Source organism: Aliiroseovarius pelagivivens, assembly GCF_900302485.1.
Taxonomy (GTDB): Bacteria; Pseudomonadota; Alphaproteobacteria; order Rhodobacterales; family Rhodobacteraceae; genus Aliiroseovarius; species Aliiroseovarius pelagivivens.
In genome coordinates this window covers 389,182-408,271 of sequence record NZ_OMOI01000002.1, presented here as the reverse complement: position 1 = coordinate 408,271, position 19,090 = coordinate 389,182, and the positions used below count along the sequence as shown (strand labels likewise).

Here is a 19,090-nt window from a genome sequence, read left to right as displayed (position 1 = left end):
ATTACTTAAGGTTATTTCAGATAAACTGAAGTGTGGTCACTATGGCGCTGAAAATCGAAATGCTGCGTGGCTTTGCCACCGTCGCCCGCAGCGGCAATCTAAGCGATGCGGCCCAAACGTTGGGGCGCACGCCCTCGGCCGTGTCTATGATGCTGAAGCAGCTGGAAACCCATCTGGGCGAACCGCTGTTCGAAACCGACCGCAAAAGCAAACTGACCGCGCTGGGCACCTTCGTTCTGGAACAGGCCGAGCGCGAGCTGCAGCAGTTCGACAATACGGTGAAAGCGATCGAGGGCTTTGCCAAGGCCACCCACGGCCATGTGCGCATCGCCACCGTACCGTCCGTCGCCGGCACCATCATCCCGCAGGTTTTTTCGCGCCATATCAATGACTACGGAAATGTAGACATCGAACTGCGCGATATGGATTCAAGCTCGATCCTGCACGAACTTGACCGCGACAGAATCGATATCGGTATCGCAACAATGGGCCAGCAAAACGTGGGACTGAACAGCCAGCACCTTTTGTCTGACACGTTTGGCGTCATCTGTGCGCCCACCCATGCGCTGGCGCAGGAAACCGGTCCCGTCACGTGGGAGGCGTTGGATAATGAACGGCTCATCGCGAACTCTCTTTCGGCTGGGATCAGCGCGGAACCGTCGATCTTGCTGCACGAAAAAGCGCTGCTGTCGGCCCATAACCTGACCTCGATCATGGGGATGGTGCATGCCAATATCGGGGTAACAATCCTGCCAGAGATGGCAGTCAGGGCATCAAATTCAGCGGGTTTGATCTTCCGTCCGCTCGCTGAACCGCACGCAAAACGCGAAATTCACCTGCTGCGCCGGGCTGATTCGACCTTATCCCCGGCAGCTCGCCTTTTAGAGCGGCACATTCTGGAAATCGCTGCCGAGATCTCGCAAGACACTTTGATGGGAATGTCCTCATGACTGATGCAAGCGCGCCCCAAGCCCCGCTGACCTTGGGGATTTTGATCTTTCCCGGTTTTCCGATGGCTTGCCTGACCTCGTGTATCGAACCGTTGCGCGCGGCCAATGAAATTTCAGGGCAACAGGCGTTTCGCTGGAAGGTGATTGCAGAAGACAACGCCCCAGTCGACTCGTCAGCCGGGGTCAGCTTTGCGCCGGATTGCACGCTGTCCGAGGCCGGAGAGCTGGATGTTCTGTTGTTCACCGCCAGCCCCAATGCCCGTTTTGCGACGCCATCGCGGGCCAATGCCGCCCTTCAGCGTTACCAGCGTGGCAAGACCCGTCTGGGATCCATCAGTGGCGGGGTTTTCGCCTTGGCCCGCACCGGTCTGACGCGCGAGAATCCGTTGTCGGTGCATTGGTGTTACGAGGCCGCATTTCAGGCCGAGTTCCCCGACATCCCAGCGCAAAGCACGGTGATCTGCGAAGATGGGGATTACACAACCATCTCAGGCGCATCTGCCGCCTTCGACCATATGCTGGCCCTGATCGAAGACCGTCTGGGCGGCGATATCATGGCCGAGGTCGCCTGCTGGTTTCAGCACCCCTATATCCGCAGCGCCGCCGCCGCGCAGAAGACCCCGGCCCATGACACGGCGAAAAGTCAGGACCTGCTGCCCAAGCAGGTCGAACGCGCAATCGAGCATTTCGCCGCGCATATCGAAAGCCCCATCCAGATAAGCAAAGTGGCCGAGGCGGTGGGCGTCTCGACCCGCTCGCTTGAGCGCAGCTTCAAAGAAGCGACGGGGCAGAGCCCGCTGAAGTATTACCGGAAGATGCGGATGAAACAGGCGCGCCAGCTGGTGCTCTATTCCAACACGCCGGTAACCGAGGTCGCCTTCATGGTGGGTTATGCCACGCCCGGCGCATTCCTGCGGCACTATCGCGAGAGCTTCGGGATGACACCGATTGCGGATCGGCGTTCCAAGAACTCAATGCGGGTCAAGGGCAGCGATGCGCTGCCCTCGTGATCTGTGTGGATTAGACGACCGAACGGGCCGCTGCCACCAACGCGTGATGCAAGGACGCCGCTGACGAGCGCGGGGCGATCACAGCCATGCGGTCGTCAGCGAGACGCCACAGAAACGCGCCCAAATGTTCAACCGTGCCACGGATCACATCCCCGGCCGCCATCGTGCGCACGGGCACGTTGGACAGACGTTCGAAATGATCGCAAAGTGCTGCGCCCGACACGTCAAACCGGCACCAGCCGTCGGTCTGTTCCACGACCGACGCCGTGTCGCCCACGATCTGTTTCAGCTCTGCCGCCAGCAATTCGTGCTGATCGTGATCGGCAGAGATCATCCACTGATCGGGGCCGGTCCAGAAGGCTGCAAAATCGCCCTGCGTTGCGGATTTCCCGACGCCGGGCAAGGTCAGCGGCAGCGCCTTTTGCGCAGCATCTAATTGCCCTTCGCGCGCGGCCACGGACGCAAGCGCCTGATCCACAACCTCGGCAATGGTCAGCGTTCCGATCTGGTCCACTTGCGGTTCTTCCGCGCCCAGCGGGGTGATGGGTTTCAACTTATGCACGGAGCTTCTCTCCTTCCGGATCGACGAAATGCGGGCTGACGATTTCGACCAGAACTTCTTGCCCTTCCAGTGGGTTAACCAACCGAAGTTGTTCCCCCATCCGCTCAAAGCCCGACTTCACAAAGCCAAGCCCGATCGAACTTTCAAGGATTGGTGAGTAAGCGGCCGAAGTGACATAACCCTGATCATGGGCCGCATCGACGGGACCAGAGACACTCATCAGATGCCCACCTGCAGGCACAGAATTCGACGCGTCCACAGGGCGCAGCCCCACAAGGTTCAGCGCATCTTCCGCGGTCATCCCATCGCGACGTGACAGCACGTTGCCGATGCAATCTTTCTTGGTCGAAACCATACGGCCCAGCCCAAGGTTCAGCGCTGTGGTGGTGCCATTCAGTTCATTGCCCGCCGCGTGGCCCTTTTCGATCCGCATGACGCCCAGCGCTTCGGTCCCGTAAGGGGTCACGTCGAACTCTTCGCCCGCCGCCATCATCTGACGCATCAGGGCATCACCGTAACGGGTGGGGACGGCGATTTCATAAGCCAGCTCGCCCGAGAACGAGATACGGAACAGCCGTGCACGGCAACCGCCGCAGACGGCAATCTCAGCGCAGCCCATGAAGGGGAATGCTTCGTTCGAGATGTCGAACTCCGGATCCACGATCTTTTGCAACAGCTTGCGCGCATTGGGGCCAGCGACGGCGTATTGCGCCCAGGCTTCGGTCGTCGAAATCAGCTGCACATCCAGATCCGGCCACAGGCATTGGCGGGCGAATTCCATGTTGCGATAGACCACAACCGCATTGGCGGTGGTGGTGGTGACGACGAAGTGATCCTCGGCCAGACGGGCGGCGGTGCCGTCGTCATAGGCCACGCCATCCTCGCGCAGCATCAAGCCATAGCGGACCTTGCCCACGGGCAGTTTCGCGAAACCGTTGGCGTAGATCTTGTTCAGGAATTCAGCGGCATCCGCGCCCTGCACGTCGATCTTGCCCAGTGTGGTCACGTCGCAAATACCGACAGAGTTGCGGGTCGCCAGAACCTCGCGGTCCACGGATTGGCGCCAGTGCGTTTCGCCTTCTTGTGGGAACCATTGCGCGCGCAGCCAGTTGCCGACTTCGACAAACACGGCGCCCTGTTCCTCGGCCCATTTGTGGCTGGGGGTCAGGCGGGTTGGGTGGAATTCCTTGCCCACCGCACGGCCTGCCAGTGCGCCCATCGAGACGGGCGTATAGGGCGGGCGGAAGATGGTGGTACCGGTCGCCGGGATCGACTTTCCGGTCAGTTCCGCCATCACCGCCAGCGCGCCCATGTTCGAGGTCTTGCCCTGATCGGTAGCCATGCCCAGCGTGGTATAGCGTTTCAAGTGTTCCACGGATGTGAAGTTTTCCTGATGCGCCAGCTTCACGTCCTTGACGGTCACATCGTTCTGGAAGTCGAGCCACGCGCGTTTTGCGCCCGAGACATGCCAGAATGGGGTGAGCGTGATGGGCGCGTCTTCGGCTTTGGGCAAGTCTGTTGGGGACGCAGTGATACCCAATTCAGACAACGCTTCGACAGCTTTCGCAGCGCCACCGGTCAGCGCGGCATGGGTCGACATCTCGCCCATCGCGGCCCCGGCAACGCTTTGGCCGGGCGGCAGGCCCTGACCCGGTACAAAGGCGTGGATATTGTTGCTCCAAACCGGGCGACCGCGCTGATGGCAGGTCAGGCCGAGGTTGGGGTTCCAACCGCCAGACATCGCCAGCGCGCCACAAGGGATCACGCGGGTCTGGCCGTTTGCCAAGCGCACGGTGACCGAGCTCAGGCCAAGACGGCCCTTGGTGTCGATGATCTGTGCGCCTGCCAAGACTTCAGTCCCGTCGATTGCGGATGCATCCGGGCGGATGTCGACCACGGCGGGCACCTCGACCCCTTTGGCGATCAGGTCGCGGGCGGTCTGGTGGGCGTCATCGTTGTTGGCAAACACCACAACCGACTGCGCGGGCGCGGCCGCATAGCGGTTGGCATAGGCGCGGGTGGCACCGGCCAGCATCACGCCGGGACGATCGTTATTCTCAAATCCGATCGGGCGTTCAATCGCGCCGGCAGCGACCAGTGCGCGTTTGGAATAGATCCGCCAAAGCGTCTGGCGTGGTTTGTCAGCTTCGGGGGCGATCAGGTGATCGGCGTTGCGCTCGACCGCGCCATAGACGCCGTGATCGTACGAGCCAAACACCGTTGTACGCGGCATCACGCGGACATTGGGAAGCGAGGTCAATTCGGCCTGCGCCTGTTCAACCCAGTCCGCGCCGGACTGATCCGACAGCGACCCGGTGTCCAACAACAGACGCCCGCCCAGACGGAAATCTTCGTCTGCGATGATGACCTGCGCGCCAGCACGGCCTGCGGTCAACGCGGCGGCAAGACCTGCAGGCCCCGCCCCGATCACCAGAAGATCGCAATGCAGAAAACCCTTGTCATAGACGTCGGGGTCGCCCTCGCCTGTCAGACTGCCAAGACCGGCGGCTTTGCGGATGATCGGTTCGTAGAGCTTTTCCCAGAAGGCGCGTGGCCACATGAAGGTCTTGTAGTAAAACCCGGCGCTTAGGAAATTCGAGAAGCGATCATTGATCGCCATAAAATCGCGTTCCAGTGACGGCCAGCGGTTCTGCGAGTTGGCGGTGAACCCGTCATAAATCTCGGCCACGGTGGCGCGGGTGTTGGGTTCTTGACGACCGCCAGAACGCAGCTCGACCAGCGCGTTGGGTTCCTCGGACCCGGCGGTCAGCACGCCGCGCGGGCGGTGGTATTTGAACGAACGCCCCATCAGGCGCACGCCATTGGCCAGCAATGCGGAGGCCAGCGTGTCGCCCGCATAACCCTGATAGCTTTTGCCATCAAAACTGAAGTTCAGCGTGGCGGATCGATCGATCAGCCCACCGGAAAGGCGGTTCGCCTGTGTCATTGCATTACCTCGGCGGCGCGGTTGGCGCGGGCGACGTCACGGGCCAGCTCGACCTTGGTGATCTCATGCGTGGTGGTGTCGCGGGTCACGACCAGCCAGGACCGGTCGCCTTGTTCGTGGAACCACAGTTCGCGGTGCAAACCAGCGGGGTTTTCGCGCAGATGCAGATAGTCGTGAAACTCGCGTAGGGCGTTTTCCGACAGCCAATAGGGACGGTTGATCAGGCCCGCGTCGCCCAGATAGGTGAACTCTTGCGCGTCGCGCGGTCCAAGAAGCGGATGGTTGATGATCATCGGTTCAGTTCCTCAAATCGCAGCTGTGTCAGTGCAGGTTTGGTTGGGCGCCTTGGCCCTTTTCGTCGATCATGTGCCCGGTCATGAACCGGTCCAGCCGATAGGCCTTCGCGGTCTCATGCGGACGGTCGGTTTTCAGAAGATGGGCAAAGCAGAAGCCCGCAGCAGGCGTGGCTTTGAAGCCGCCATAGCACCAGCCGCCGTTGAAATAGAGGCCCTCGATATGGGTCTTGTCGATATAGGGCGAGCCGTCCATCGACATGTCCATGATGCCGCCCCAGCTACGCAGAAGCCGCGCGCGTCCAAGGCCCGGAATCAGTGACATGCCGCCTTCGATCACGTCCTCGACCACTGGCAGGTTGCCGCGTTGGGCGTAAGAGTTGTAGCCGTCGATATCACCGCCAAAGACCAGTCCGCCCTTGTCGGATTGGCTGCAATAGAAGTGACCCGCGCCATAGGTGATTACGCCCGGAATGAAGGGTTTCAGCCCTTCGGACACGAAGGCCTGCAATACGTGGCTTTCGATGGGCAGACGCATCCCCGCCATCGCCATCACCCGGCTGGAACTGCCCGCGACCGACACGCCAACCTTCTTGGCACCAATAAACCCGCGCGAGGTCTCGACGCCCAGAACCCGCCCATCTTCGATCTTGAAACCCGTGACTTCGCAGTTCTGGATGATGTCCACGCCGCGCTGGTCTGCGCCGCGGGCATAGCCCCAAGCGACCGCATCGTGGCGCACGGTCCCGCCGCGCCGGTGCAACAGCCCGCCCTTGATCGGGAAGCGGGCGTTGTCGAAGTTCAGGAACGGGTACATGGCGCGCACGCCGTTCGTGTCCAGAAGCTCGGCATCTGATCCATTCAGGATCATCGCATTGCCACGCCGCCGCGCTGCATCGCGCTGCGCATCGGTGTGGACAAGGTTCAGAATGCCGCGCTGGCTGACCATCGCGTTATAGTTCAGGTCTTGCTCAAGACCTTCCCAAAGCTTCAGCGAAAACTCGTAGAATGGCTCGTTCCCATCCAGCAGATAGTTCGAGCGGATGATCGTCGTGTTCCGGCCCACATTACCGCCGCCGATCCAGCCCTTTTCCAGCACCGCGATCCGCGCGCCCTGAAACTCTTTCGCCAGATAATAGGCCGTGGCCAACCCATGCCCGCCACCGCCAATGATCACATAGTCATAGGCGTCCTTCGGGTCGGGATCACGCCACTGCGGCCCCCACCCCTTGTGTCCGGTCAGGCTTTCTTTGATCAGTCTCAAAGCAGAATAGCGCATGAGGGCTCCTGTTCTTTCTTCCTCCATGAAGATTGATATTGCCGCAAAGCACCTTTTCGCTTTTAGACAAGATTCACGTCAGAATCGACATGGGCGCCCAAAACCACCTCAACTTCAGCCAAGTCTTGCGGTGGTGGCAATAAATGCCAGCGCCAGAGCAGATCTCAGCGGGAAGCTGAAAATCGCTCTGCGATGTGATGAATATATGCAGGTGATCTTGGCGACCCCGGCAGGATTCGAACCTGCAACCTGCCCCTTAGGAGGGGGCTGCTCTATCCAGTTGAGCCACGGGGCCGTTTGCGCAGGAGATAGGCAAGCGGGCGCGGCTTGTCTAGCGGCGTTTCAGGGTCTCGCCAGCTTCGATTTTGGGCGTAAGCTCGATCCGTTCGGCACCGCCTGTGTCGCCACTTTCGGTGCTGCGGTCCGCGATGATCTGCGCAGCCGCGCGCCCGATTTCCTTGCGACAGGCGTCCATCGTTGCCAGTTGGCGGGGCAAGCCGTCCAGAAGTTCGACCCCGTTGAAGCCCGCAAGGCCGATTTGTCCTGGTACGTTGATCCCTTTGTCCAGGCAGTACAACAAACCACCCGCTCCGATCATGTCGTTGGAGTAATACAGGAAATCCAGCTCTGGAGTGCGTTCCAGCATGACTTCGGTCATCTCACGACCTTTGGCCAGAGCCGACCCGCCTTCATAGAACTCGCGATCTGCGATCTCGATCCCTTCCTTGGCCAGCACCTCGGTGAAGCCCTCGAAGCGCTTGCGGGCGCGGTGGTCCAGCGGCATTTTGGTGCCAAGGAAGCCGATGTTTTTGTAGCCAGCCTTCAGAATGGACTGGGCCATTTTGCGCCCGGCACGGCGGTGTGAAATGCCCACGCAGGCGTCGATCGCGTCGCCGTCGGTGTCCATGATTTCGACCACGGGGATGCCCGCGGCCTTCAGCATGGCTTTGGCCGCATCAGAATGCTCTAACCCGGCGATAATCACGCCTGACGGACGCCATGACAGCATCTCGTACAGCACTTTCTCTTCGCGTTTGGGGTCGTAATTCGTGACGCCCACGACGGGCTGCAACGGTGTTTCGTCCAACACCTCGTTGATGCCCATCATAACTTCGGGGAAGACCATGTTCGACAGGGACGGAATGATCACAGCAACAAGGTTCACCCGTTGCGAGGCCAGCGCACCGGCAATTTTGTTGGGCACGTATCCCAGTTCCTTCGAGGCCTCCAACACGCGGTCGCGTGTGGCTTGGCTGACATCCCCACGATTTCGCAGCACGCGGCTGACCGTCATTTCGCTGACGCCCGAGGCTTCAGATACGTCACGAAGGGTCAGTGGGCGGCGGTTCGGGGGGGTCTGTCTGTCTGTCACGAAGGCATCCTTGAACATATGAGGGTTGCCGTATGTTAGCGATAGATATGCGCTTGGCAATGCCCTCTTTTCACAGGGATGTTAGGCTAACGGTTCCGCTAACCGTGTGATCAACGCGTCATGGACCGGCGGCGTTCCCGCGACCATGCCGTGCAACTGCGGATGTGGGTTGTTGAACCGCGCAAATCCCTTGGCTTGATCCGTGACCGATCCGCCCGCCTCTTCCACGATCAATGCCCCTGCTGCCACGTCCCATTCCCAAGTTGGGCGCAGGGTAATCATCGCGTCAAATCGACCCTCGCCTACCAGAGAAAGGCGATACGCCAACGAGCTTCGGAAGGCGCGCTCGACCGGAGGAACGTCTCTATTCCGCCAGAAAGAGGGGTTGAAGTTGGGTTTCGACGCCAAAACCGTGGCACCGTCGATCCCGGTCTTCGGGCTGACAGTCAAGGCCGTGTCATTCAGCGTTGCCCCTTGTCCACGCGCGGCGGCATAAAGCTTGCCGCGTTCGGGCAGATAGACAACTGCCGCCTCGACAATCCCGTCCCGCGCGATGGCCAGAGAATGCGCCCAAGTGGTCGAGCCCTCGATGAAGGACCGCGTGCCGTCGATCGGGTCGACAATAAACACCTGTTCGGCCTCCAGCCGCGCTGGGGTGTCTTCGGTCTCTTCCGACAGCCAACCATAGCCGGGGCGTGCTGCGGTCAATTCGTTTCGCAACATCCGGTCCACGGCCAGATCGGCTTCGGTCACGGGGCCTTGCCCGCCGGGTTTGTCCCAGCGTTCGGCCGAGCCGTGGAAAAAGCCCGAGGCGATCTTGCCCGCTGCTTGCGCCGCGTCGATCAGAAGGGTCAGGTCATCAGTCACCGGCAAGGGTCATCCCTTCGACCAGCAGGCTGGGGATCATACGGCTGAGATGTGGTTCCGCGTCATTGGCCGGGATGATCCGCTTCAGCATATCGCGCAGATTGCCCGCGATGGTGCATTCGTTGACGGGATAGGCGATCTGCCCGTTCTCGATCCAAAACCCCGACGCCCCGCGCGAATAATCGCCCGTGTTCGGGTTGATCGTGGACCCGATCATCGAGGTCACCAAAAGCCCGGTGCCCATCTGCGCGATCAGATCTTCTTTCGTCGATTTACCCTGCGTTAGAGCCACATTCGAGATCGACGGCGAGGGTGGCGAAGATGTTCCGCGTGACGCGCTGGCGGTACTTTGCATCCCCAGCTGGCGTGCGGTGGCGATGTCCATGGTCCAACCCGTCAGTTGCCCGTTATCGACGATCTTGCGCATCTGCGTGGGCAGACCTTCCCCGTCAAAGGGACGCGAGCCGGAAATGCGTTTGCGGAGCGGATCCTCGATCAGGTCGATGCCATCGGGAAGCACTTGCTCTCCCAGCGCATTCAAGAGCCAAGACGATCCACGGGCGATCATCGCCCCGTTCGAGGCGCTCAGCAGATGACCGATCAATGACGCCGAAATCCGTTCGTCATAGAGCACCGGAAAGGCACCCGTCGGCGGTTTCTTGGCGCCTAGACGTTCGACGGTGCGATTGCCGGCCTTGGTGCCGATCTCTTCCGCGCTGGGAAGATCGGCCTGAAAGGTGCGCATCTCGCCAGCATAGTCACGTTCCATCGTCGCGCCTTCGCCGGTGATAGCCACCGTGGAAATGGCCCGGTGAGTACGTCCATATCCGCCAGAAAACCCGTTCGAGCACGCCAGATGGAACTGATGCCGCCCATAGCCCGCCGACGAACTGCTGACCTGCGATACGCCTTTCACGGCCAGCGCGGCGGCTTCAGCCTCTAACGCATCACGTTCCAACGCAGCGGGGTCCGGCTCGGCGCTTGGGTCGGCCATCTCGAGCGCGTCCAAATCCCAGTCTGTCGCCAAATCCGCCGGATCGGCCTGTGCGATATGGGGGTCTTCCGGCGCTTCCTTGGCCATTGCCACGGCGCGCTCGGCCATGGCCTCGATCGTTGCCTCAGAGACGTCGGAGGCGGATACACAGGCCTGACGTTGCCCCAGCATCACGCGCAGGCCAATGTCTACGCCCTCGGACCGTTCCGCGTGCTCCAGCTTGCCGTTCAACACGTCAATCGACACCGATGTGCCATCCACGGCCAACGCATCGGCCCGGTCGGCCCCCGCCTTACGGGCGGCGTCCAAAAGCTGTTGTGTCAGGCTGTCAAGCGATGCGCGCATGGGGCGTCCTTTCAATTACGTGCCTTTCAGGTAACCCCTGCACCCCGCGCTCGCAAGATGTGTCTCTGGCATCTGGGCGAATGCTGCGCTAGCATCAACGGAAGGGAGGGCACCATATGCATGATATGACAGGGAAAACCGTTGTGATCACCGGCGCAAGTCGCGGGATCGGAGAAGCCGCCGCGCACATCTTTGCGCAGGCAGGGGCCAACGTGGTGCTGACCGCCCGCAGCGCGGGGCAGATCCAAGCCATCGCGGAATCCATCGGCGAGCGCGCCTTGGCCGTCACGTGTGACGTGTCAAACTGGAGCCAAGTGAAAGCCGCCATTGATCTGGCTCACGGACGCTTTGGAACGGTCGATGTGTTGATCAACAACGCAGGTGTCATCGAACCCATTGGACCACTGGAAACCTCGGATCCCGAAGGGTGGAGCCATGTCATCGATGTGAACCTAAAAGGTGTCTATTACGGCGCAAGAGCAGCCTTGCCGCACATGATCGAACAGGGCTCGGGCTCGATCCTGACGATCAGTTCCGGGGCTGCGCATCACCCGCTGGAAGGTTGGGCGCATTACTGCACCTCGAAGGCTGGGGTGAACATGTTCAACCGGGCGCTTCACCTTGAAACCGCAGGGAAGGGCATCCGCGCTATCGGCCTGTCCCCGGGTACTGTCGCGACGCAGATGCAGCGCGAGATCAAAACCTCGGGCATCAACGCAGTTGCGCAGCTGAACTGGGACGATCATATCCCCGCCGAATGGCCCGCGCGTGCGCTGTTGTGGATGTGTAGCGAAGATGCGGACGAGTATCTGGGGCAGGAAATCTCGCTTCGGGATGTGTCGATCCGGAAAAGGGCAAATGTATTCGGATGATTGAACTGACAAAAGAAAACGGCGTCTGGGTGGTGACCATCAACCGTCCGGACAAAGCAAACTCGCTGACGAAATCGATGCTGGAGCGGCTTGCCCAGATTGCGCAGGACGCGGCAGGGGATGCACGTGTGCTGGTGCTGACCGGCGCAGGCAAGGTGTTTTCCGCTGGCGCGGATCTGGACGAGGCGAAGGCCGGTCTGGCCACCGATGATGTGTGGGAGCGTCTGTCCGGCGCCATCGCCGCCGCGCCCTGTCTGACCATCGCCGCCCTGAACGGCACGCTTGCGGGGGGTGCCTTCGGCATGGCCTTGGCCTGCGATTTGCGCATTTCCGTCCCCAGCGCCAAGTTTTTCTATCCGGTGATGAAACTGGGCTATCTTCCCCAGCCGTCTGACCCTGCGCGCCTGTCCGCTCTGGTCGGTCCCGCGCGGGCCAAGATGATCCTGATGGCGGGCCAGAAAATCCTGACGGACGAGGCATTGTCATGGGGTCTTGTTGACCGTGTGGTGGAACCCGACGGACTGATGGAGGCCGCGTTGGAGCTTGCTGACCACGCTCGCTCACAAAGTGCCGACCACGTGGCTGCGATGAAGCGGATGATCCCCTGAAAAAGGCTCTAATTCGGCCTATGTACGACCTTTCCGGCGACGTGCTCCTTTGGTGACGGCATAGAAATCCGGAGGCCGTTTCGCGACCCAATGGATGAACTTGACCAGACCGGGGTGGCTGCGAAGGGATTCAGGCGTGTGATAGCTGTGCGCCAGCTCGGCCTCGCTAAGCTCAAGATGGATCTGGTTGTGGCAGATCTGGTGCAGCAGCACCGTTTCCCCACCCTTGCCACCCTTCAGTTTCGGGATCAGGTGATGACGGCTTTGTGCCACATCTGGCGGAATCACGCGCCCGCAAAGCGCGCATTCCGGCAAGGAAGTCTTGCCCTTTGAGGTCAAACCGCTATCCATTTCCAAAGGTTTTATCAGTGATCGCGTGAAGGCAAGGGAAAGCAGATGGAAAATCGACCTCAGATCGTGGACACCGCGCTGGGCTATCTGAACCAAGGGTGGGAGATCGCCGAAGGTTGGCTTCTGTCCCCTGCCGCGTGGTCGCAACTCGGCCTATTGATCGCGGCTTTTCTGGCTGCCCGATATACCGACAAAAAGCTTGAGCCGTTCCTGACGCGCATCCTGACCCCAAACGGGGATCGGAGCCATCCGATCGCCAAGATTCGTCTTTTTGCACTGATCTTCCTGCCGCTGACCATGCCGCTTCTGGCCTGGGCCTATACGGCACTGGGTGAACAGGTCACGCGGTCGATCTTCGGCTCTGGCGCCGTGATCGCCTTCGGCAAGCGCGTTTTCCTGTTTCTTGCGATACGCGCCTTTGCCCGCGAGATCATCAAAGATCCGTTCCTGAAGCTTCTCGGCAAATACATCCTGATTCCGGTGGCGGCCTTGTATGCCGTCGGCATTTTGGATCTTGTGACCACCAAGCTGGATGAAACTGTCGTTCCCTTGGGCAACATGAGCTTCTCGCTTTTGTTTGCCATTCGCTTTGCGGTCTTGGGTGGCGTGGTTTTCTGGCTGGGGCGCTGGTCGAATGACCAGACCGCGCAAGCGATCAAGAAGCAAAAAGAAATGCGACCCGCTGCGCGCGAGCTGGCGGTTAAAGCCGCCGAGATCGGGATCTTTGGTGCGGCCTTCTTGATCCTTATGAATATCATGGGGGTCAATCTGACGTCGCTTGCGGTTCTGGGTGGTGCGATTGGTGTGGGGCTTGGTTTTGGTCTGCAGCAAATCGCCTCGAACTTCATTTCCGGCATCATCCTTCTGCTGGAAGGGCAAGCGACGGTTGGAGATTACGTTGAGTTGGACGGAGGAGAGGCGGGCACGATCGTCAAGATGACGGCCCGTGCGGCCATATTAGAGACGTTTGATGGCAAATGGATCGTAGTTCCGAACGAGCACTTCATCACGACCCGCGTTGTAAATTATTCGGACGCGGGCAGCGCCAACCGGTACGAGGCGCCGTTCTCGGTCAGCTATAAAGCCGACATCGAAGCGGTGCCGGGCATCATCGAAAAGGCCGTGGCCGAGCTGGATTTCATTCTGACCGACAGCGAAGAACATATGCCTGACTGCGAGCTGCGCGCTTTTGGCGACAGCGGAGTCGACTTCGCGCTCGAGTTCTGGGTGAACGGCATTGACGACGGGCGCAACAAGTTCACACCGCGTGTCATGATGCAGATCTGGAAGGCGCTCAAGGCCAATGACATCGAAATCCCTTATCCGCACCGCGTGGTCGAGATGTTGGGTGCCACTGATGATTCTGCGGCCAAACCCTCGTGAAAACTGCGCTTGTCATTGGGGCAGGCCCGGCGGGCCTGATGGCGGCTGAAGAGCTTGCGAAGGCCGGACTTTCGGTGATCGTCGCTGACGCCAAACCTTCCCCTGCGCGGAAATTTCTGATGGCAGGGAAGTCTGGGCTTAATCTGACGAGATCAGAGCCTATTTCGGCCTTTTTGTCCAATATACACGGTCCGAACAGCCTGCGGGATATCGTGGCTGCGTTCGGGCCAGATGCCGTTCAGGAATGGGCGCAGAAGCTTGGGCAAGAGGTCTTTACCGGTTCGTCCGGCCGTGTCTTTCCCAAAGCCATGAAAGCCTCGCCCTTATTGCGCGTGTGGCTTGATCGGCTGGATCAGGCCGGGGCTCAGCTGCGTCGGAACTGGCGCTGGGTCGGGATTGAGAACGGCACAGTGCAGTTCGACACCCCTGATGGTCCGCTGTCCCTGCATCCGGACGTTACCGTTCTGGCATTGGGCGGGGCCAGCTGGTCGCGCTTGGGATCTGATGGAAAATGGGTCTCTATTCTTGCCGAACATGGCGTTTCTTGCGCACTGTTCCAGCCCAGCAACATGGGGTTTCAAGTCAACTGGAGCGCCCATATGGAGCGCCACTTCGGCCAGCCGGTGAAATCCGTTCGTGTGACCGCCGGGGAGCAGTCGGTACTAGGTGAGTTCGTGATCTCGTCACGTGGCATTGAAGGGTCCGCCATCTATGCCGTCAGCCGCGCCATGCGCGAGGGTACACCCCTGATGCTGGATCTGATGCCCGGTCGCAGTCTTGAAGACATCACCAGCCGCCTATCCCGCCCGCGCGGCAAAGCCAGCCTGTCCAATTTCCTGCGCAAAACACTGAAGCTGGATCCGGTGAAACTGTCTCTAATGCAGGAATTTTCGCGGCCATTGCCTTCTGATCCCGCTAAGCTCGCCGCCCTGATCAAAGTTTTGCCGATTCCGCACCAAGGCCCGCGCCCGATGGACGAGGCGATCTCGACCGCGGGCGGTCTTCCGTTCGACGCGTTGGACGACGGGCTGATGATCAAAGCGCTGCCCGGCGTCTTTGCCTGCGGTGAAATGCTGGATTGGGAAGCCCCGACCGGAGGCTATCTGTTGACCACCTGTTTCGCGACGGGGCGTCATGCAGGGCGTGCCGCTGCGGCCTATGCCTTGGCCTAGCGCTGGCCACCCATCATCGCCAGTCGGATCAAGGTCCGCTCCATCAGCGCCATCTGCGGGGCTTTCTGGGCAGAACGCAGCTTCAAATCCGTATCAATCAGCACCTCAAGCGCTTTTTCCAGGCGCCGCAGACCCCATTTGTTGGCCTGCCGCACCATCCGATCGCGGGATTTGAAATGCACAGGCGGGCGCAGACGGTTGATGCCTTGCCCCGGCCCGGCAGGGTCAGAACTTGCCCCATGAAGCGCACGGAAATGGCGTGTCGTACCGATGCAAAGCCCCACCGCAGCCACGCCTTGGGCCTGCAATTTCGCAAGAATAGGGCCTATTTCACCCGCGCGTCCCTCGGCGACCGCATGCAGCAGATCGTCCAATGCCGCCTCGGTCGAGGCAGGCGCGACGGCCAGTACATCGTCGGGCGTGACGGGCGAGGGGTCGGACAGCTTGTAAAGCCCCAGCTTCTCGACCGTTTGGCGGAAGTCGCCGGGATCCAGATCGCGCGACAGACCCATCAGGTCATTCATTGCCTCGGGGCCAATCTGACCGACGCCAGAGCGTTTCAGGTCGGCTTCGATCTCGTCCCGCGAGGGCGGGTCGTCATAGATGCCGGCGGCAAATGCGTTCGGGTGCCCCTCGAACAACTTCCGCAGGGCCGAGCGTGCAGTCAGAGATCCCGCCGTGACCACCACCTGCGCGTCGCCATCTTGCCAATCGGCAATGGCGGGCGTGATGATTTTAGCGAGCGTATCGGTGGCATCCTCGACAAAAGCCACGCGCGGGCCGGGGAAGAAGCCTTGCGACTTGATCGCGTCCGACAGCATCGCGGGGTCTTTGCGCAGATCAGCGGCGGGAATGCGGGTTAGGCGCATTTCCTCTTCGCCGGTCGGACCGATCAGATTGGCAATCAGCTCTTGCCGTTTCAGTGCTACACGCATCGCGTCCGCCCCGAAAATCAGCACGCCCATCCGTTTGGGATCGGGCTTGGCGAAATAGCCGCTGGCGTCCCGAGGGGAAAGCTTCATTCGCCCCAGCCTGCGAAGGTGGCCGAGAATCGTGTGGTGATTTGATCCGCCAACAACACCATCAAGCGGCGGTTTGCGTCACGCTCGACCGCGGCGGTGGATACGGTGGACCCTTCGGTCGAATAAGACGTGAAGTTCGACACCGTTCCGCGTTCCACCACCTCGCCCAAAGCGATGGAAGTGACTGAGAATTCGACGGCGCCCAGAACCTGCGTGCGGGTGATTTCCTGACGGGGCGTCACACCCACGCCTTCCGAGCGTGTGGTGATCGTATAGTCCAGCTGGTACGGCGCAGACAGGTTGCGGCCCAGACGCTCTTCCATCCGTTTCACGAACTCGTAGCTGTTGGAATCATCGGGCGCGGCGATTGTCACCGCCCCGCGCAACCCATCGGCCGAGCCACCCGGCGCATAGACCGGGGTAAAGCCGCAGCCGGATAAAAGCGCGGCAGCGGCTGTGATTTTCAGGAAATGGCGGCGATCAGACCACGACATTCACAATACGTCCCGGAACAACGATAACTTTCTTGGGTGCCTTACCTTCCAGCGCCCTGACGACAGCATCCTCGGCCAGCGCGAGTTTTTCAACCTCGGCTTTGTCCATGTCCTTCGGCACGCTGATTTCCGCACGGCGTTTGCCGTTGATCTGGATCGGCAGGGTGACGGTGTCTTCGACCAGCATAGCGTCGTCCGCGACGGGCCATGCGGCTTGCGCCACCAGACCTTCGCCGCCCAGCATCGACCAGACTTCCTCGGACAGGTGCGGGGTCATGGGCGACATCAGCTGTGCCATGATGCGCATGGCCTGCTTTTGCGCTTTGCCGCCGGCCATCGATTTCGAAATGGCGTTCTGGAAGGCGTAAAGCTTGGCGATGGCCGCGTTGAAGCCGAAGCTTTCGATGCCCATGGTCACATCATGGATGGCCTTGTGCATGGCGCGCAGCAGCTCTTCGTCATTTCCGTCCGCGTCATCCATGTCGGCGATCTTCACGGCAGTCGCATAGACGCGGGTCAAGTGCTTGGCGGCGGCTTCCGCACCGGAGGCTGTCCATTCCACGTCCCGTTCAGGGGGCGAATCGGACAGGACGAACCAACGGGCAGTGTCCGCGCCGAAGGCCGAAATGATGTTCACCGGGTCAACAACGTTGTTTTTCGACTTCGACATCTTGGCCGAGGGGATCACTTTGACCTTCTCGCCGGTCTCAGAGACGACCATCACGCCATCACGTTCCTCGACTTCTTCGGGGTAGTGATAGATCGCGCGACCGTTTTCATCGGTGCGCTCGTCGTTCTTATAGATCGCGTGGGTCACCATGCCTTGCGTGAACAGCGCGTTGAACGGCTCGCGGGCTGAATCTGGCAGATGGCCGCAGATGTTCATCGCGCGGGCAAAGAAGCGCGAGTACAGAAGGTGCAGAATCGCGTGCTCAATGCCGCCAATATATTGGTCGACATTCATCCAATAGGACGCCTCTTCCAAATCGGTCGGCGTGGCCGCGTTCGGCGAGGTGAAGCGCGCGTAATACCAAGACGAATCGACGAACGTGTCCATCGTGTCGGTTTCACGCTTGGCGGGCTTGCCGCAGGACGGGCAAGCGCAGTCGCGCCAAGTTGGGTGACGGTCCAGTGGGTTGCCGGGCACGTCAAATGTGACGTCTTCGGGCAGTTTGACTGGCAGATTCTCTTTCTTCTCGGCCACGACACCGCAATCGTCGCAATGCACCACGGGAATCGGACAGCCCCAATAGCGTTGGCGGCTCAGGCCCCAGTCGCGCAGGCGGAATTTCTCGACACCTGTGCCCCAGCCGGCGTCTTCGGCGAACTTAACGGTCGCGTCGATCGCTTCCTCGCCCGTGGCTTCACCCAGACCGGCGAAGTGGTCAACCCATTTCACCTTCTCGGTTTTCGGCGGCACGAAGGCTTCGTTTTCGACGGGCGCGGGGTTTTCCAGCGACAGGAACGTATCGATCACCGGCAAATCGTACTTGCGGCAGAAGTCCAAATCGCGCTGGTCATGCGCCGGACACGCGAAGATCGCGCCGGTGCCGTAGTCCATCAGGATGAAGTTGGCGATCCAAACCGGCAGCTCCCAGTCCGGGTTCAGCGGGTGTTTTACGCGGATGCCGGTGTCATAGCCCAGCTTCTCGGCGGTCTCGATGGCCTCGGCGGTGGTGCCGCCCTTGCGCATTTCGACAAGCTGCGCGGCAATCTCGGGGTTTTCCGCCTCGAGCGCCTTGGAAATCGGGTGATCGGGCGAGATGCCGACAAAGCTGGCGCCGTTCAGGGTGTCAGGGCGAGTCGTATAGACCTCGATCGCTTCGCCACCATCCACACGCTCAAAGCTGAACTGCAGACCTTGGCTGCGGCCAATCCAGTTGGCCTGCATGGTGCGTACTTTTTCCGGCCAGTTGTCCAGCGCGTCCAGCGCATCCAGCAATTCGCCCGAGTAGTCCGAGATCTTAAAGAACCATTGTGTCAGGTCGCGACGTTCCACCGGTGCGCCCGAGCGCCAGCCGCAGCCGTCGATGACCTGCTCGTTGGCCAGAACGGTCATGTCGACCGGATCCCAGTTCACCGTGGCGTTTTTACGGTAAACCAGCCCACGTTCCATGAAGTCGATGAACATCGCCTGTTGCTGGCCGTAATATTCCGGGTCACAGGTGGCAAATTCGCGGCTCCAGTCAATCGACAGACCCAGCGGGCGCATCTGGCCCTTCATGGTGGCGATATTGTCATAGGTCCACGTGCCGGGGTGACCACCCTGCGCCATCGCTGCGTTTTCGGCGGGCATCCCGAAGGCATCCCAGCCCATTGGGTGCAGAACCGAGAAGCCGCAAGACGACTTATACCGCGAGATCACGTCGCCCATCGTATAGTTGCGCACGTGACCCATATGAATCCGGCCCGACGGATAGGGGAACATCTCGAGCACATAATACTTGGGCTTCGATTCATCGCGCTTGGCGGTGAAGATTCCGGCCTCGTCCCAGGCTTTTTGCCATTTCGGTTCGATATCTGCGGCAGTGTATCGCGACATTCGTCAGGTCCTTGATGTGAAAACGCC

General features: G+C 60.5%; 17 protein-coding genes and 1 tRNA gene. 6 read left to right on the top strand and 12 right to left on the bottom strand.

Annotated elements, in window-relative coordinates; genetic code table 11:
• Nucleotides 1-41 precede the first annotated feature (41 nt).
• Both ALP8811_RS14175 and ALP8811_RS14170 read left to right on the top strand, forming a co-directional pair.
• Entirely contained in the window at nucleotides 42-950 is a 909-nt protein-coding gene (locus tag ALP8811_RS14175; RefSeq protein ID WP_108857912.1) for a LysR family transcriptional regulator, read from the top strand.
• Entirely contained in the window at nucleotides 947-1,960 is a 1,014-nt protein-coding gene (locus ALP8811_RS14170) for a GlxA family transcriptional regulator (RefSeq protein ID WP_108857911.1), read from the top strand. Before ALP8811_RS14175 ends, ALP8811_RS14170 begins: the two co-directional genes overlap by 4 nt.
• Before the next feature lie 10 nt (nucleotides 1,961-1,970).
• Here ALP8811_RS14170 and ALP8811_RS14165 read toward each other — a convergent pair whose 3' ends face one another.
• The 8 genes from ALP8811_RS14165 to ALP8811_RS14130 all read right to left on the bottom strand — a co-directional run bounded on the left by ALP8811_RS14165 (nucleotide 1,971) and on the right by ALP8811_RS14130 (nucleotide 10,619).
• Entirely contained in the window at nucleotides 1,971-2,522 is a 552-nt protein-coding gene (locus tag ALP8811_RS14165; RefSeq protein ID WP_108857910.1) for a sarcosine oxidase subunit gamma, read from the bottom strand.
• Nucleotides 2,515-5,469 carry a sarcosine oxidase subunit alpha family protein gene (locus ALP8811_RS14160; protein WP_108857909.1) on the bottom strand — a complete coding sequence of 985 codons (2,955 nt, stop codon included), beginning with the start codon at nucleotides 5,467-5,469 and terminating at the stop codon, nucleotides 2,515-2,517. Before ALP8811_RS14160 ends, ALP8811_RS14165 begins: the two co-directional genes overlap by 8 nt.
• On the bottom strand, nucleotides 5,466-5,762 hold the full coding sequence (locus tag ALP8811_RS14155) for a sarcosine oxidase subunit delta (protein ID WP_108857908.1): 297 nt from the start codon (nucleotides 5,760-5,762) through the stop codon (nucleotides 5,466-5,468). Before ALP8811_RS14155 ends, ALP8811_RS14160 begins: the two co-directional genes overlap by 4 nt.
• 28 nt (nucleotides 5,763-5,790) lie before the next feature.
• A complete protein-coding gene (locus tag ALP8811_RS14150; RefSeq protein ID WP_108857907.1) occupies nucleotides 5,791-7,041 on the bottom strand; it encodes a sarcosine oxidase subunit beta family protein in 1,251 nt (416 codons plus the stop codon).
• 218 nt (nucleotides 7,042-7,259) lie between these two features.
• Nucleotides 7,260-7,336, bottom strand: a tRNA-Arg gene (locus tag ALP8811_RS14145).
• A 36-nt stretch (nucleotides 7,337-7,372) separates the two neighbouring features.
• Nucleotides 7,373-8,413: a LacI family DNA-binding transcriptional regulator gene (locus tag ALP8811_RS14140; RefSeq protein ID WP_245924668.1), complete on the bottom strand. Its 1,041-nt coding sequence runs from the start codon at nucleotides 8,411-8,413 to the stop codon at nucleotides 7,373-7,375.
• 81 nt (nucleotides 8,414-8,494) lie between these two features.
• The gene (locus ALP8811_RS14135) at nucleotides 8,495-9,286 is read right to left on the bottom strand and encodes an inositol monophosphatase family protein (protein ID WP_108857905.1); all 792 of its coding nucleotides are present in this window, start codon (nucleotides 9,284-9,286) and stop codon (nucleotides 8,495-8,497) included.
• The gene (locus ALP8811_RS14130; protein ID WP_108857904.1) at nucleotides 9,273-10,619 is read right to left on the bottom strand and encodes a TldD/PmbA family protein; all 1,347 of its coding nucleotides are present in this window, start codon (nucleotides 10,617-10,619) and stop codon (nucleotides 9,273-9,275) included. The genes ALP8811_RS14135 and ALP8811_RS14130 overlap by 14 nt, the downstream gene beginning before the upstream one ends.
• A gap of 116 nt (nucleotides 10,620-10,735) precedes the next feature.
• Here ALP8811_RS14130 and ALP8811_RS14125 point away from each other — a divergent pair, with 116 nt between their 5' ends.
• Nucleotides 10,736-11,491 carry an SDR family oxidoreductase gene (locus ALP8811_RS14125; RefSeq protein WP_108857903.1) on the top strand — a complete coding sequence of 252 codons (756 nt, stop codon included), beginning with the start codon at nucleotides 10,736-10,738 and terminating at the stop codon, nucleotides 11,489-11,491.
• Complete coding sequence (locus ALP8811_RS14120) at nucleotides 11,488-12,099, top strand: enoyl-CoA hydratase/isomerase family protein (RefSeq protein WP_108857902.1); 612 nt, start codon at nucleotides 11,488-11,490, stop codon at nucleotides 12,097-12,099. Before ALP8811_RS14125 ends, ALP8811_RS14120 begins: the two co-directional genes overlap by 4 nt.
• An 18-nt stretch (nucleotides 12,100-12,117) precedes the next feature.
• Here ALP8811_RS14120 and ALP8811_RS14115 read toward each other — a convergent pair whose 3' ends face one another.
• Nucleotides 12,118-12,450, bottom strand: coding sequence for an HNH endonuclease family protein (locus ALP8811_RS14115; protein ID WP_108857901.1), 333 nt, complete (start codon nucleotides 12,448-12,450; stop codon nucleotides 12,118-12,120).
• 45 nt (nucleotides 12,451-12,495) lie between these two features.
• Between ALP8811_RS14115 and ALP8811_RS14110 the strand changes: the two genes are divergently transcribed.
• Together ALP8811_RS14110 and ALP8811_RS14105 are read left to right on the top strand one after the other, a co-directional pair.
• Nucleotides 12,496-13,833, top strand: a complete 1,338-nt coding sequence (locus ALP8811_RS14110; protein ID WP_108857900.1) for a mechanosensitive ion channel family protein — start codon at nucleotides 12,496-12,498, stop codon at nucleotides 13,831-13,833.
• Nucleotides 13,830-15,005, top strand: coding sequence for a TIGR03862 family flavoprotein (locus tag ALP8811_RS14105; RefSeq protein WP_108857899.1), 1,176 nt, complete (start codon nucleotides 13,830-13,832; stop codon nucleotides 15,003-15,005). Before ALP8811_RS14110 ends, ALP8811_RS14105 begins: the two co-directional genes overlap by 4 nt.
• Here ALP8811_RS14105 and holA read toward each other — a convergent pair.
• From holA to leuS, 3 genes are read right to left on the bottom strand one after another with little or no spacing between them, the layout of a single operon-like run.
• Entirely contained in the window at nucleotides 15,002-16,027 is a 1,026-nt protein-coding gene (gene holA / locus ALP8811_RS14100) for a DNA polymerase III subunit delta (RefSeq protein ID WP_108857898.1), read from the bottom strand. The genes ALP8811_RS14105 and holA overlap by 4 nt on opposite strands.
• Nucleotides 16,024-16,521, bottom strand: coding sequence for an LPS assembly lipoprotein LptE (gene lptE, locus ALP8811_RS14095; RefSeq protein ID WP_108857897.1), 498 nt, complete (start codon nucleotides 16,519-16,521; stop codon nucleotides 16,024-16,026). The genes holA and lptE overlap by 4 nt, the downstream gene beginning before the upstream one ends.
• Nucleotides 16,508-19,063: a leucine--tRNA ligase gene (leuS, locus tag ALP8811_RS14090; protein ID WP_108857896.1), complete on the bottom strand. Its 2,556-nt coding sequence runs from the start codon at nucleotides 19,061-19,063 to the stop codon at nucleotides 16,508-16,510. Before leuS ends, lptE begins: the two co-directional genes overlap by 14 nt.
• Between the last annotated feature and the right edge of the window lie 27 nt (nucleotides 19,064-19,090).

Coding starts and splice junctions, on each gene's coding strand:
- holA (WP_108857898.1), bottom strand. CDS start 16,027: ATGAAGCTTTCCCCTCGGGACGCCAGCGGCTATTTCGCCAAGCCCGAT.
- ALP8811_RS14110 (WP_108857900.1), top strand. CDS start 12,496: ATGGAAAATCGACCTCAGATCGTGGACACCGCGCTGGGCTATCTGAAC.
- leuS (WP_108857896.1), bottom strand. CDS start 19,063: ATGTCGCGATACACTGCCGCAGATATCGAACCGAAATGGCAAAAAGCC.
- ALP8811_RS14130 (WP_108857904.1), bottom strand. CDS start 10,619: ATGCGCGCATCGCTTGACAGCCTGACACAACAGCTTTTGGACGCCGCC.
- ALP8811_RS14160 (WP_108857909.1), bottom strand. CDS start 5,469: ATGACACAGGCGAACCGCCTTTCCGGTGGGCTGATCGATCGATCCGCC.
- ALP8811_RS14155 (WP_108857908.1), bottom strand. CDS start 5,762: ATGATCATCAACCATCCGCTTCTTGGACCGCGCGACGCGCAAGAGTTC.
- ALP8811_RS14120 (WP_108857902.1), top strand. CDS start 11,488: ATGATTGAACTGACAAAAGAAAACGGCGTCTGGGTGGTGACCATCAAC.
- ALP8811_RS14125 (WP_108857903.1), top strand. CDS start 10,736: ATGCATGATATGACAGGGAAAACCGTTGTGATCACCGGCGCAAGTCGC.
- lptE (WP_108857897.1), bottom strand. CDS start 16,521: ATGTCGTGGTCTGATCGCCGCCATTTCCTGAAAATCACAGCCGCTGCC.
- ALP8811_RS14150 (WP_108857907.1), bottom strand. CDS start 7,041: ATGCGCTATTCTGCTTTGAGACTGATCAAAGAAAGCCTGACCGGACAC.
- ALP8811_RS14115 (WP_108857901.1), bottom strand. CDS start 12,450: ATGGATAGCGGTTTGACCTCAAAGGGCAAGACTTCCTTGCCGGAATGC.
- ALP8811_RS14170 (WP_108857911.1), top strand. CDS start 947: ATGACTGATGCAAGCGCGCCCCAAGCCCCGCTGACCTTGGGGATTTTG.
- ALP8811_RS14175 (WP_108857912.1), top strand. CDS start 42: ATGGCGCTGAAAATCGAAATGCTGCGTGGCTTTGCCACCGTCGCCCGC.